Annotated in this window: 10 protein-coding genes and 1 pseudogene; 7 read left to right on the forward strand and 4 right to left on the reverse strand. The window is 70.7% G+C overall.

Annotated features, from left to right (window positions below):
* The 3 genes and pseudogenes from AC27VN_RS18055 to AC27VN_RS18065 form a co-directional block, all read left to right on the forward strand.
* A pseudogene (locus AC27VN_RS18055) lies at positions 1–217 on the forward strand (phosphoheptose isomerase); the annotation flags it as partial.
* A 183-nt stretch (positions 218–400) separates the two neighbouring features.
* Positions 401–3,223 carry a CehA/McbA family metallohydrolase gene (locus tag AC27VN_RS18060; RefSeq protein ID WP_490877403.1) on the forward strand — a complete coding sequence of 941 codons (2,823 nt, stop codon included), beginning with the start codon at positions 401–403 and terminating at the stop codon, positions 3,221–3,223.
* 199 nt (positions 3,224–3,422) lie between these two features.
* Complete coding sequence (locus AC27VN_RS18065) at positions 3,423–4,217, forward strand: BON domain-containing protein (RefSeq protein ID WP_490877404.1); 795 nt, start codon at positions 3,423–3,425, stop codon at positions 4,215–4,217.
* A 72-nt stretch (positions 4,218–4,289) separates the two neighbouring features.
* Here the strand turns inward: AC27VN_RS18065 and AC27VN_RS18070 are convergent, their stop codons facing one another.
* A complete protein-coding gene (locus AC27VN_RS18070) occupies positions 4,290–5,198 on the reverse strand; it encodes an NAD(P)-dependent oxidoreductase (RefSeq protein ID WP_296787362.1) in 909 nt (302 codons plus the stop codon).
* Between the two features lie 104 nt (positions 5,199–5,302).
* Between AC27VN_RS18070 and AC27VN_RS18075 the strand changes: the two genes are divergently transcribed.
* Positions 5,303–5,788, forward strand: coding sequence for a MerR family transcriptional regulator (locus AC27VN_RS18075; protein WP_490877405.1), 486 nt, complete (start codon positions 5,303–5,305; stop codon positions 5,786–5,788).
* Positions 5,785–7,335 (forward strand): MFS transporter, encoded by a 1,551-nt coding sequence (locus AC27VN_RS18080; RefSeq protein ID WP_490877406.1) that lies wholly within the window; start codon positions 5,785–5,787, stop codon positions 7,333–7,335. Before AC27VN_RS18075 ends, AC27VN_RS18080 begins: the two co-directional genes overlap by 4 nt.
* Positions 7,336–7,350: 15 nt before the next feature.
* Here the strand turns inward: AC27VN_RS18080 and AC27VN_RS18085 are convergent, their stop codons facing one another.
* Together AC27VN_RS18085 and AC27VN_RS18090 are read right to left on the reverse strand one after the other, a co-directional pair.
* On the reverse strand, positions 7,351–8,487 hold the full coding sequence (locus tag AC27VN_RS18085; RefSeq protein WP_057594011.1) for a PilT/PilU family type 4a pilus ATPase: 1,137 nt from the start codon (positions 8,485–8,487) through the stop codon (positions 7,351–7,353).
* 22 nt (positions 8,488–8,509) lie between these two features.
* Positions 8,510–9,553, reverse strand: coding sequence for a type IV pilus twitching motility protein PilT (locus AC27VN_RS18090; protein ID WP_093354394.1), 1,044 nt, complete (start codon positions 9,551–9,553; stop codon positions 8,510–8,512).
* Between the two features lie 51 nt (positions 9,554–9,604).
* On the opposite strand from AC27VN_RS18090, the gene AC27VN_RS18095 reads away from it, so the two are divergent.
* Positions 9,605–10,306 (forward strand): YggS family pyridoxal phosphate-dependent enzyme, encoded by a 702-nt coding sequence (locus AC27VN_RS18095; protein ID WP_490877407.1) that lies wholly within the window; start codon positions 9,605–9,607, stop codon positions 10,304–10,306.
* Positions 10,307–10,316: 10 nt separating this feature from the next.
* Here AC27VN_RS18095 and AC27VN_RS18100 read toward each other — a convergent pair whose 3' ends face one another.
* Positions 10,317–10,784, reverse strand: a complete 468-nt coding sequence (locus AC27VN_RS18100; RefSeq protein ID WP_057594014.1) for an Lrp/AsnC ligand binding domain-containing protein — start codon at positions 10,782–10,784, stop codon at positions 10,317–10,319.
* Between the two features lie 110 nt (positions 10,785–10,894).
* On the opposite strand from AC27VN_RS18100, the gene AC27VN_RS18105 reads away from it, so the two are divergent.
* Positions 10,895–12,423 (forward strand): proline dehydrogenase family protein (locus tag AC27VN_RS18105; RefSeq protein WP_490877408.1); only part of this gene is annotated, 1,529 nt, incomplete at its 3' end.

Genomic DNA, 12,423 nt, shown 5'->3' on the forward strand with positions numbered 1-12,423 from the left:
GCTCGGCAATGCCAACGCGGGCGCTTCGGCCGCACCGGGCACGGGCGGCGTGATCGGCCGCGCGCTGCGCGAGACCGACGTGCAGATCAGCGTGCCGCACGAGCGCGGCGCGCGCATCCACGAGATCCACCTGCTCGCGCTGCATTGCCTGTGCGACGGCGTGGACGCGCAGCTGCTCGGCGATCCGGACAGCGACGTGCTGTCGCCGTCGAGCTGAACCCTTCACGCATGACGCTCCCCGGCGCGCGGGGGGGGCATGCGTTTCGCTGCGCCGGGGTCTGAGTTTTTCTCAGAACGATTTCATAAATGTGTTGAACAAAGTTCACGTGATTGACATGGCGGCTTCCTAGCATCGCGGCCGAGCGCGCTCGCTCCTCAACTCTCCGGCGCGCCGCCCCCCATGAAACTCCCGAACTTTCCCTCCCTGCCCGCGGTCCGCGGCAGGCTGTTATCGACCCCTTCCACGCGCCGCACGCCACGCGCCGCACTGGCCACCCTGAGCGCCGTCTGCGTGCTGGCACTGAGTGCCTGCGGCGGCGGCAGCGGTGGCGGCGGCGGCTTCTTCGGCTTCGCGCCACCCTCGGGCGGCGGCCCCGCGCAAGGCGACAACGGCCAGGACGGCGGCGCGCAGCCCGCGAGCTTCGCGCTGTCGCTCGCGGTCGAGGGCAGCGGCGACGTCGAATCGCTCGACGCCAGGCTGGCCTGCGGCCCCGGCAGCTGCACCGGCGCCAGCGCCGACTACGCCGAAGGCAGCACCGTCACGCTCAACGCCACGCCCGCGCACGGCTTCGTGTTCGCGGGTTGGCAGGGCACCTCGTGCGAGAGCGGCGACACGCGCTGCGTCGTGACCGTGAAGGCCGCGCAGCGCATCGCCGCGAAGTTCACGCAGGCCGCGCCGTCGATCCCCGCCGGCACCTGGCTCAAGGGCGACACGCACGTGCACGACGACCACTCGTCCGACGGCAGCGCGGCGCGCCAGCTCAACGACGACAAGGGCCCGGGCAACACCGGCATCGCCGACCAGATCGGACAGGGCACGCGCATGGGCCTGGAGTTCATGCCGCTGACCGACCACCGCACCTACGACCAGCACTACGACTGGAACTGGGAGTCGCCCTCGCTGCTGCTGGTGCGCGGCGAGGAAGCCAACGGCAGCCCGCACGCCACGGTGCAGGGCGGCGTCGACTCGATCGTGCAGGGCGCCGCGCGCGCCGACCGCCAGCCCTTCACGCACCTGCAGCAGTCGATCTGGGACGCGCACAGCCAGGGCGCGAACTGGACCGTGGCGCATCCCAACGACGGCGAGACCAATGCCGACGGCTCGTTCAATGCCTATGCCAACGTGCAGGGCGTGGACCTGGTCGAGACCTGGAACGGCACGCCGAGCCCCGAGACCGTGCTGGCCGACGCCTATGCCGAGAAGCTGTGGAACGCGGGCTTCCGCTTCGGCATCGCGGGCGCGAGCGACAGCCACATGCGCGAGCTGTGGGACGGCGAGGGCACGGTCTATCCGATCTCGAACCCCGGCATGCCGGCCACGCAGCTGCTGTCCAGGGCTTACAACGAGCGCGCCATCGTGCAGGCGCTGCAGCGCGGCCACACCAGCCTCTCGTACGACCCGAACGGCCCCTTCGTCTCGATCGCCACCGACCTGCGCGGCGGCGGCTACACCGCGATCGGCGGCGACGAGGTGTTCGTGCCGGCCGGCACCGCCGGCCACCTGCGCATCGACGTGCGCCGCGCCGCGGGCCTGGACGTGTTCGTCTACCGCGCGCCCGGCAAGAGCGCCGGCCCGCTCAAGAGCTTCAAGCCCAAGACCGATGCCGAGAGCTTCATCGTCGACATCGCGGCCGGCGACAAGCCCGACTGGTACCGCGCCGAGGTGCGCGGCATGAGCACGCCGCAGCCCTGGGCGCCGGTGTCGGTCGACGAGGTCAAGGCCACCGTGTCGCCGATCTTCGTCTCGCCCGCGCCGGTCGAGGCCAAGCCCGCGACGCCGATTCCCGCCGATGCCGGCACCGAGGACGGCGCGCTGCGCGTGGCGGGTGCGCGCGGCGGCTTCGCGGGCTTCCCCGACATCGCGGTCGCCGACGGCGCGCTGCACTTCGTGGCCGAGCTGCATGGCGCCTCGAGCAGCACCGTGGTCTATCGCCAGCGCGACGCCAAGGGCGTGTGGCGCGACGCGGGCCGCACGCTCAGCGGCCAGGGCCAGGCGCGCTTTCCGCGTGTGGCCGCGCGCGGCAATGAGGTCTGGGTGACCTGGGAGGAAGACGCGGTGCAGGTGCCGCACCGGCCCGAGATCAAGCTGCGGCATTCGGCCGACGGCGGCGCCAACTGGGACGCCGCCGTGACCGTGCGCGCGGTCGAGGGACGCGCCGAGCATCCGGCGATCGCGCTGTCGGCCGGCGGCAAGCCCGTGCTCGCATGGCAGGAGATCGCGGCCCATCAGGCCTTCGACATCATGGCCCAGGAGATCGGCACCGACGTCCAGCCGCGCAACCTGTCGGCCGCCGGCAAGGTGACCGATCCGGGCATCGCCAGCGACACGCGCACGCCGCGCTATCCGGCCTCGGTGCTGCCCTCGGTGGCGGTGGCGGCCGACGGCCGCGTCGCCGTGGCCTGGCAGGACGACCGCGGCGACAAGGATCCGCTGTGGACCGGCGCCGCGAGCTATGGCGAGGGCACCACGCCCGACGACTGGCAGGTGCAGGTGCTGGTGCGCGAAGCCGGTGGCGCCTGGGCCGCGAAGCCGGCCGAGATCGGCACCTCGGACCGCGCCGACCGCCATCCGCAGATCGCGTTCGGCGCCAAGGGCGAGCTGGTCGCGGTCTGGGAGAGCAAGGAGCTCGCCGCGAGCGGGCGCAACCTCTCGGTGCGCGCCGCGGTCTCGGGCGACGGCGGCAAGTCCTTCGCGGCGCCGGTGGTGGTCGGTGCCGACGACAAGACCATGAGCGAGCGGCCGCGCCTGGGCGTCGATGCCGACGGCGCGGTGCGCGCGGTCTGGTACGACTCGCGCTCGGCCGACTGGCGCTGGCGCGTGATGACCGCGGTGTTCCGCCCCGACAGTGGCTGGGAGCCCGGCACCCTGCTGATGGCCCGCGGCAACAACACCTGGCCCGTGACCGCGGGCGGCCAGGTGGCGTTCGCCAGCACGCGCAACGCGCAGCGGCTGCAGCGCGATCCGACGCAGCAGGTGTTCCTGCTGTCGCTCGCGAAGCCCTGAGCTGAAGACGAACTGAAGAAGCGGCGGCAGCCGCATCCGGCGCGGGCCGCGGCGTTCCCTCGGGAACTCCGCGGCCGTCTTCATTTCTACCAACAAGCCGTAACGGAGCGGCAAATCCGCTGGGCTAAACTCGCCGCGAACCCGGGCCAGGGCCTCGCGGCAGCGCCCATCTCGCACCTCCATTCCAGGGAAATCACACATGCAGAAGACCGCCTCGACGCCTCGCGCCATGCACCGCCTCGTTCTCGCACTCGCCTCGGGCGCGGCATTGGTCGCGGGCCTCTCGGCCTGCGTGCCGCTGGTGGTCGGCGGCGCGGCGGCGGTGGGCGTGGGCATGGTGGCGACCGACCGCCGCAGCTCGGGCGCCCAGCTCGACGACCAGGGCATCGAGCTGCGCGCCGCGGCCCGCGTGCGCGACATCGCCAACGACCAGATGTACGTCAGCGTGACCAGCTACAACCGCCAGGTGCTCTTGACCGGCGCGGTGGGCAACGAGGCCGACCGCCGCCGCGTCGAGGACGTGGTGCGCGGCGCCGAGAACGTGCGCTCGGTGGTCAACGAACTCACGCTGGGCACGCCCAGCACCTTCCAGGACCGCTCCAACGACCTCTACGTCACCGGCAAGGTCAAGGCCTCGCTGCTCGACGCCAAGGACATCTTCGCCAACTCCTTCAAGGTCGTGACCGAGCGCGGCACGGTCTACCTGATGGGCATCGCCACGCGCCGCGAGACCGACCGTGCGACCGAGGTGGTGCGCAGCGTGACCGGCGTGCAGAAGGTGGTGCGCGTGGTCGAGATCGTGAGCGAGGCCGACCTGACCGGCGCGCAGCGCGGCGGCAGCGGTGTTTCCGCGCCCGCGCCCGTGGTGCCGGCCTCGCAGCCGCAGCCCGGCACCTCCTCGCGCGTGCCGCTGCCGCCGATGGAGCCGCTGCCGTCTTCGTCGGCACCGGCGCCCGCGCCGGCCGGTGGCGTGACGACCAGCCCGATCCGCTGAAGTCCTTTCGCCCACCAACGAACAAGGCCCCTCGACGGGGCCTTGTTCGTTTCCGGGGGAGCGGAGGGCTGGTTACTTCAGCCGCGTGATCAGGCTCGAGGTGTCCCAGCGCTGGCCGCCCGACTGCTGCACGTCGGCATAGAACTGGTCGACCAGCGCGGTCACGGGCACGCGCGCGCCGTTGCGCTTGGCCTCGTCGAGCACCAGGCCCAGGTCCTTGCGCATCCAGTCGACCGCGAAGCCGAAGTCGAACTTGCCCTGGATCATGGTCTTGCCGCGGTTGTCCATCTGCCAGCTCTGGGCGGCGCCCTTGCCGATGACCTCGAGCACCGCCTGCATGTCGAGCCCCGCGCGCTGGCCGAAGGCGATGGCCTCCGACAGGCCCTGTACCAGGCCCGCGATCGCGATCTGGTTGACCATCTTCGCGAGCTGGCCCGCGCCGCTCTCGCCGAGCAGCGTGACCGCGCGCGCGAAGGCCGCGGCCACCGGCTTGATGCGGTCGAAGGCGGCCGCGTCGCCGCCGCACATCACGGTGAGTGCGCCGTTCTGGGCGCCGGCCTGGCCGCCCGACACCGGCGCGTCGATGAACTGCAGGCCGCGTTCGAGCGCGGCCTTGGAGAGTTCGCGCGCCACGTCGGCCGAGGCGGTCGTGTGGTCGACGAAGACCGCGCCCTTCGCCATGCCGGCGAAGGCGCCGTCGTCGCCGAGCACCACCGAGCGCAGGTCGTCGTCGTTGCCGACGCAGCAGAACACGAGGGTGGCGCCGGCCACCGCCTCGCGCGGCGTGGCCGCATGGCGGCCGGGGGCGCCGAATTCGTCGACCCAGGCCCGGGCCTTGGCTTCGGTGCGGTTGTAGACCGTGACGCTGTGGCCGGCCTTGGCCAGGTGGCCGGCCATCGGCCCGCCCATGACGCCGAGGCCCAGGAAGGCCACCGTCTGCGCGGGAGTGGATTCGTAGGTGCGGGGGTTGATGCTGCTCATGGGCCCGAGCTTAAAGCCATTCGGCGACAGCCTGCACCCTGGGGGACATGGCCGTGCCAGCCCAAACATGTACGTGAACGTACACGTTGGAGTAGAATCGCCCCATGAGCTCCCTGGCCCCCCCGCCCAAGTCCCTCACCGTTCGCGATGCCGCGGCGCAGCTCGGCGTGACGCCGCGCACGCTCAAGTACTACGAGGAACTGGGCATCGTGGTGCCGGTGCGCAGCGAGGGCCGCTACCGGCTCTACGAGCCGGCCGACCTCGAACGGCTCGCGCGCGTGCTGCGCATGCGCTCGCTGGGCTTCTCGCTCACCACCATCACCGAGATGCTGCGCCAGCCGATGGAGGCGCCGGCCGAGGGCGGCCGGCCACGGCTGTCGAATGCCTCGCTCAAGTCGCTGCGCGAGACGCTGGGCGCGCAGCTCGCCACGCTCGACACGCGCATGGCCCAGGTGCGCCGCGAGCTCAAGGAAGCCGCGGCCCTGCAGGCCCAGCTGCGCCGCGACCTCGACTACGTCGAACGCCGCCTGGCCGGCGAACCGCTGGAGGAGGCCCTCGCGCAGCGGCGCGCGGAGCGCCCGGCGTCATGACCGCACCGGCCCTCGCCCGGCATCCGCGCGGCCTCTCGGCCGTGGCGTGGATGCCCTGGGCGATCGGGCTGGTCACGGCGGTCGACTACTTCGACAACGCGCTGTTCGCCTTCTTCGCGAGCTACATCGCGGGCGGCGTCAACGCCTCGCCCGACGAACTGGTGTGGGCCTCGAGCGCCTACGCGCTGGGCGCGGTGCTCGGCATCCTGCAGCAGCATGCGTGGATCGAGCGGCTCGGCTACCGCCGCTATCTCGCGCTGTGCATGTTCGCCTTCGCCGCGGGCGGCCTCGGCGCCGCCTGGTCCGACAGTTCGACCCAGCTCGCGCTGGCGCGCGGCGTGCAGGGCTACTTCGTGGGGCCGATGCTCGGCGCCTGCCGCATCCTGATCCAGATCGGCATGCCGGCCGAGCGCCGCGCCAAGGCGCTCAAGGCCTTCATGGTGCTGATCGTCTTCGGCGGCGCGCTGGCGCCGGTGGCCGGTGCCTTCCTGGTCTCGAACTTCGACTGGCGCTGGCTGTTCGGCTGCACCGTGCCGGTGGCGGTGCTGATCGGCCTGCTGGTGCTGTGGGCGCTGCCCGACCTCGGCGACGTCGAGCCGCACGAGCGCACCGCGCCGCACCATGCGCCCTACCTGGTGTTCGCGCTGGCGCAGGCGGCGCTGCAGGTGGTGCTCACGCGCACCCACTTCGAACTGTTCACCGGTTCGCCCGCGCTCGTGGGGCTGGCGCTGGCCGGCCTCGCGGGGCTCGCGTGGTTCGGCTGGCACCAGTGGCACCATCCCGCGCCGCTGGTGCGGCTGCATGCGCTGCGGCAGCCGGGCTTTCGCGTCGGGCTCGCGCTCTACGTCGTCTACTACTACCTGTCGACCGGCTTCAGCTACCTGCTGCCGCGGCTGATGGAGGGCGGGCTCGGCTTCAGCGTGGGCAACACCGGCTACTTCACGGGCGCGATGTCGCTCGCCACCGGGCTGCTGGTGTTCGTCTACCTGCGCTACTCGGCGCGCCTCGCGCACAAGAAGTGGCTGATCGTCGCGGGCTTCGCGATCGCCGCGCTGGCGTCCGCCTGGCTCGCGCGCGTCACGCCGCAGTCGGGGCGCGAGGCGCTGGTCGGGCCGCTGCTGCTGCGCGGCCTGCTGATGCTGTTCGTGGTGCTGCCGGTCGCGAACCTCACTTTCCGGCCCTTCGCGGCCGAGGACTTCGCGCACGGCTACCGGCTCAAGAACCTGGTGCGGCAGCTCGCGATCTCCTTCGCCACCTCGAGCGTGATCGCGCTGCAGCAGCACCGGCTCGCGCTGCACGAAACCCGGCTCGCCGAATCGGCCAATGCCGGCAACGCGGGCTTCATGCAGGCGCTCGACGGGCTGACGCGGAATTTCGCGGCGCTCGGCCATGCGGCCGGCGAGGCGCATGCGATGGCGCTCGGCACCCTGTGGCGCACGCTCGAGCAGCAGGCCACCTTCATGGCCTCGCTCGACGGCTTCACGGCGATCGCCGTGGTCGCGCTCGCGGCGGGCGTGTTCGCCGCCTGGCAGCGGCAGATCGACTGAAGGCGGCGCGCCGGCTCAGACGATCGCGAAGTGCTCCGTGCCCGCGGCCAGGTCGGTGCTGCGCGCGCGCTGGCTGTTGAGCTTGATCTGCAACCGCAGGTCGTTGGCCGAGTCGGCATTGCGCAGCGCATCCTCGAAGCTGATCGCGTGGCCCTCGAACAGGTCGAACAGCGCCTGGTCGAAGGTCTGCATGCCGAGGTTGCGGCTCTTCTTCATGATCTCCTTGATCTCGCCGACCTCGCCCTTGAAGATCAGGTCGGAGATCAGCGGCGTGTTCAGCAGGATCTCGACCGCCGCCACGCGGCCCAGGCCGTCCTCGGTCGGCACCAGGCGCTGCGAGACCAGCGAGCGCAGGTTCAGCGACAGGTCCATCAAGAGCTGCGCGCGGCGCTCCTCGGGGAAGAAGTTGATGATCCGGTCGAGCGCCTGGTTGGCGCTGTTGGCGTGCAGCGTGGCCATGCAGAGGTGGCCGGTCTCGGCGAAGGCCACGGCGTGCTCCATGGTCTCGCGGTCGCGGATCTCGCCCATCAGGATCACGTCGGGCGCCTGGCGCAGCGTGTTCTTGAGCGCCGCCTCCCAGCTGTCGGTGTCGATGCCCACCTCGCGCTGCGTCACCACGCAGTTCTTGTGCGGATGCACGAACTCCACCGGGTCCTCCACCGTGACGATGTGGCCGAAGGAGTTCTCGTTGCGCCAGTCGATCATCGCGGCCAGCGTGGTCGACTTGCCCGAGCCGGTGGCGCCCACCAGGATGCACAGGCCGCGCTTGGTCATCGACACGTCCTTGAGCACCTGCGGCATGCCCAGGTCGTCGATGGTCGGCAGCTTGGCCGGGATGGTCCGCAGCACCATGCCGACCTTGCCCTGCTGCACGAAGGCGTTGACGCGGAAGCGGCCGATGCCGGTCGGCGAGATCGCGAAGTTGCACTCCTTGGTGCGCTCGAACTCGGCCGTCTGGCGGTCGTTCATCACCGAGCGCGTGAGCGCCAGCGTGTGCTGCGCGCCCAGCGCCTGCTGCGAGACCTTGGTGACCTTGCCGTCGACCTTGATCGCGGGCGGGAAGTCGGCCGTGATGAACAGGTCGCTGCCGTTGCGGCTCACCATGAGCTTGAGCAGGTCGTTGATGAACTGGCTGGCTTGATCGCGTTCCATGAGGGGCTCCGGAGGGCTGGGGTCAGCCGGGGAAGTTTTCGGGGATCTTCGCTTTGCTGCGAGCTTCGGCGGCGGAGATCGTATTGCGCCGCACCAGGTCCGTGAGGTTCTGGTCCAGCGTCTGCATGCCCTGGCCCTGGCCGGTCTGGATGGTGGAGTACATCTGCGCCACCTTGGCCTCGCGGATCAGGTTGCGGATGGCCGGCGTGCCCAGCATGATCTCGTGCGCCGCCACGCGGCCCAGGCCGTCCTTGGTCTTGCACAGGGTCTGCGAGATCACCGCCTGCAGCGACTCCGACAGCATGGCGCGGATCATCTCCTTCTCCTCGCCCGGGAACACGTCGATGATCCGGTCGATGGTCTTGGCGGCCGACGAGGTGTGCAGCGTGCCGAACACCAGGTGGCCGGTCTCGGCCGCGGTCATCGCGAGGCGGATGGTCTCGAGGTCGCGCATTTCGCCGACCAGGATCGCGTCGGGGTCCTCGCGCAGCGCCGAGCGCAGCGCATTCGCGAACGACAGCGTCATCGGCCCGACCTCGCGCTGGTTGATCAGGCACTTCTTCGACTCGTGCACGAACTCGATCGGGTCCTCCACCGTGAGGATGTGGCCGTACTCGTTCTCGTTGAGGTAGTTGACCATCGCGGCCAGCGTGGTCGACTTGCCCGAGCCCGTGGGGCCGGTCACCAGCACCAGGCCGCGCGGCTTGAGCGCGAGTTCGCCGAAAATCTTGGGCGCATTCAGCTGCTCGAGCGTGAGGATCTTCGAGGGGATGGTCCGGAACACCGCGGCCGCCCCGCGCGCCTGGTTGAAGGCGTTGACCCGGAAGCGCGCCAGGCCGTCGATCTCGAACGAGAAGTCGACCTCCAGAAATTCTTCGTAGTGCTTGCGGTGGGTGTCGCTCATGATGTCGTAGACCATGGCGTGCACCGCCTTGTGGTCCAGCGCATCGACATTGATGCGGCGCACATCGCCGTGAACGCGGATCATCGGCGGCAGGCCGGCCGACAGATGCAGGTCGGAAGCCTTGTTCTTGACGCTGAACGCGAGCAGTTGGGTGATGTCCACGGGGCTCCTCGATCGGGTTTCGGTGACGTTTTGATACGAATTTGGACGATTATGACGATGATTGGCGACGACCTCCAGCACGTGCGGCAGCGGATCGCGAAGGCCTGCGCCGACGCCGGCCGCGACCCCGGCGCGGTGCGGCTGCTGGCGGTATCGAAGACCTTCGGGCCCGAGGCGGTGCGCGAGGCGCAGGCCGCGGGCCAGTCGGCCTTCGGCGAGAACTACGTGCAGGAAGGCCTGGACAAGATCGCCGCGCTGGCCGACCTGCGCGCCGGCCTCGAATGGCACTGCATCGGCCCCCTGCAGAGCAACAAGACGCGGCCCGTGGCCGAGCAGTTCGACTGGGTGCACAGCATCGACCGGCTCAAGATCGCCGAGCGGCTCTCGGCCCAGCGCCCGGCCCATCTGCCGCCGCTGCAGGTCTGCCTGCAGGTCAACGTCGACGGCGGCGCCAACAAGTCCGGCGTGACGCCCGAGGAAGCGCTGCCGCTGGCGCGCGCTGTGGCGGCGTTGCCACAGCTGGTGCTGCGCGGGCTCATGGCGATCCCCGAACCGGCGCCCGATTTCGAGGCCCAGCGCGCGCTGTTGCTGCGCGCGAAGGTGCTGTTCGATGAAATCCGCGGCGCCGGCATCGCGCTCGATACCCTGTCGCTGGGCATGAGCGCCGACCTCGAGGCGGCGGTCAGCGCGGGCAGCACGATGGTGCGCATCGGCACGGCGATCTTCGGCGGCCGCCCGCAGAAGGCGGCCTGAGCGGCAAGGCTCAGATCCCCAGCGGGATCCGCGCGCTGCTCTTCACTTCCTCCATCACCGCATAGGTGCGCGTCTCGCGCACGCCCGGCAGCTGCCACAGCACCGTGCCCGCGAAGTCGCGGTAGGCCGCCATGTCGGCCATGCGCGTCTTCAGCAGGTAGTCGAAGCCGCCGGCCACCATGTGGCATTCGACGATCTCCTCGCGCACCTGCACCGCGGCCTTGAACTGGTCGAACACGTTGGGCGTGGTGCGGTCCAGCAGCACCTCGACGAAGACCGTGAAGCCGCGGCCCAGCCGCTCGGCGTCGAGCCGCGCCTCGTAGCCCTGGATGAAGCCCTCGCGCGTGAGCCGTTGCACGCGCGCGAGCACCGCCGTCGGCGACAGCGCCACCGCCTCGGCCAGCTTGAGGTTGGTGATGCGGCCGTCTTCCTGAAGAATCTTCAGCAGCCGGAGATCGACGCGGTCCAGGTCGGTCATGGAAATGGGATGGCAAGGGTTCTGGTGAATTATCCGGAAATGCTGTCGAATTTTGGTGAAAAATTCGCCATCAAGGCATGGACCATAGCCAATCCAACCAAGGAGAAGACATGCGCCTGCCCGACCCCTACCGACCCGAGACCGAGGTCGTCGCCCATCGACTCGCCCTGCTCGAGGGGGCGCTCGACTGGACCGCGGCCTCGACCGTTGCCACGCCCTGGGTGCAGGCGGTGCGCGACCATCCGCCGCCGTTCTGGGCCATGGAGAGCCTGCTGCGCGAATACCCGATCTCGAGCGCCGAAGGCCTCGCGCTGATGCGCCTGGCCGAGGCGCTGCTGCGCGTGCCCGATGCCGAGACCGCCATCGCGCTCACGGCCGACCAGCTCGGCCGCGCCGATTTCGAGGGCGCGGCCGATTCCACGCTGTCGCGCCTGTCGTCGGCCGCGATCGCGATGTCGAAGCGTTTCCTGCCCGAGGCCGACCATCCGCCCGGCCTGATGGCCCGGCTCGGCGCGCGCACCGTGGTCGCCGCCACGCTGCGCGCGGTGCAGCTGCTGGGCCGGCAGTTCGTGCTGGGCCAGACCATCGCCGAGGCGATGGATGAGGCCCGTGCCGCGCACCGCAAGCAGTCCGCCCTGTGCTTCAGCTACGACATGCTCGGCGAGGGCGCGCGCACCGACGAGGACGCGCTGCGCTACCTCGAGAGCTACACCCGCGCCATCGCCGCGATCGCCCAGGGCGCCGATCCCACCGCCGCGCCCGAGCGCAACGACGGCATCTCGATCAAGCTCAGCGCGCTGCATCCGCGCTACGAGGACGCGCAGCGCGAGCGCGTGCTGCGCGAGCTGGTGCCGCGCGTGTGGCTGCTGTGCGAGCGCGCGGCCGCGGCCAACATCAACCTCACCATCGATGCCGAGGAGGTCGACCGGCTCGAGCTCTCGCTCGACGTGTTCGACGCGCTCGCGACCCGCGTCGCCGCCGAGCATCCGCAATGGCGCGGTTTCGGCCTCGCGCTGCAGGCCTACCAGACGCGCGCGCTCGAGCTGATCGAGCACGTCACCGCGATCGCGCGCCGCTACGGCCTGCGGCTGATGTGCCGGCTGGTCAAGGGCGCCTACTGGGACGCCGAGATCAAGCGCGCGCAGGAACTGGGCCTGCCGCACTACCCCGTGTTCACCCACAAGCACCACAGCGACGTCAGCTACCTGGCCTGCGCGCAGGCGCTGCTGGCCGCGCCCGACGCGATCTATCCGCAGTTCGCCACCCACAACGCGGGCACCATCGCGGCCATCCTGCAGATGGCGCAGCGCCAGGGCGCGCCCTTCGAGCTGCAGCGGCTGCACGGCATGGGCGAGGGCGTCTACCGCGAGGTCATGAAGCACACCGGCGCCTCGGTGCGCGTGTATGCGCCGGTCGGCCGCCACAAGGACCTGCTGGCCTACCTGGTGCGCCGCCTGCTCGAGAACGGCGCCAACTCCTCCTTCGTCAACCAGCTCGGCGACCCCGGCGTGCCCATTGCCACGCTGCTGGTCTCGCCGCTGTGGCTGGAGCGCGAGAGCCCGCAACTGCCGCTGCCGCCGCTGCTCTACGGCCCGGCCCCCGCGCGGCGCAACAGCGACGGGCTCGACCTCACGGTCGA

This window comes from Variovorax sp. 20P10.2.4 (assembly GCF_058244205.1).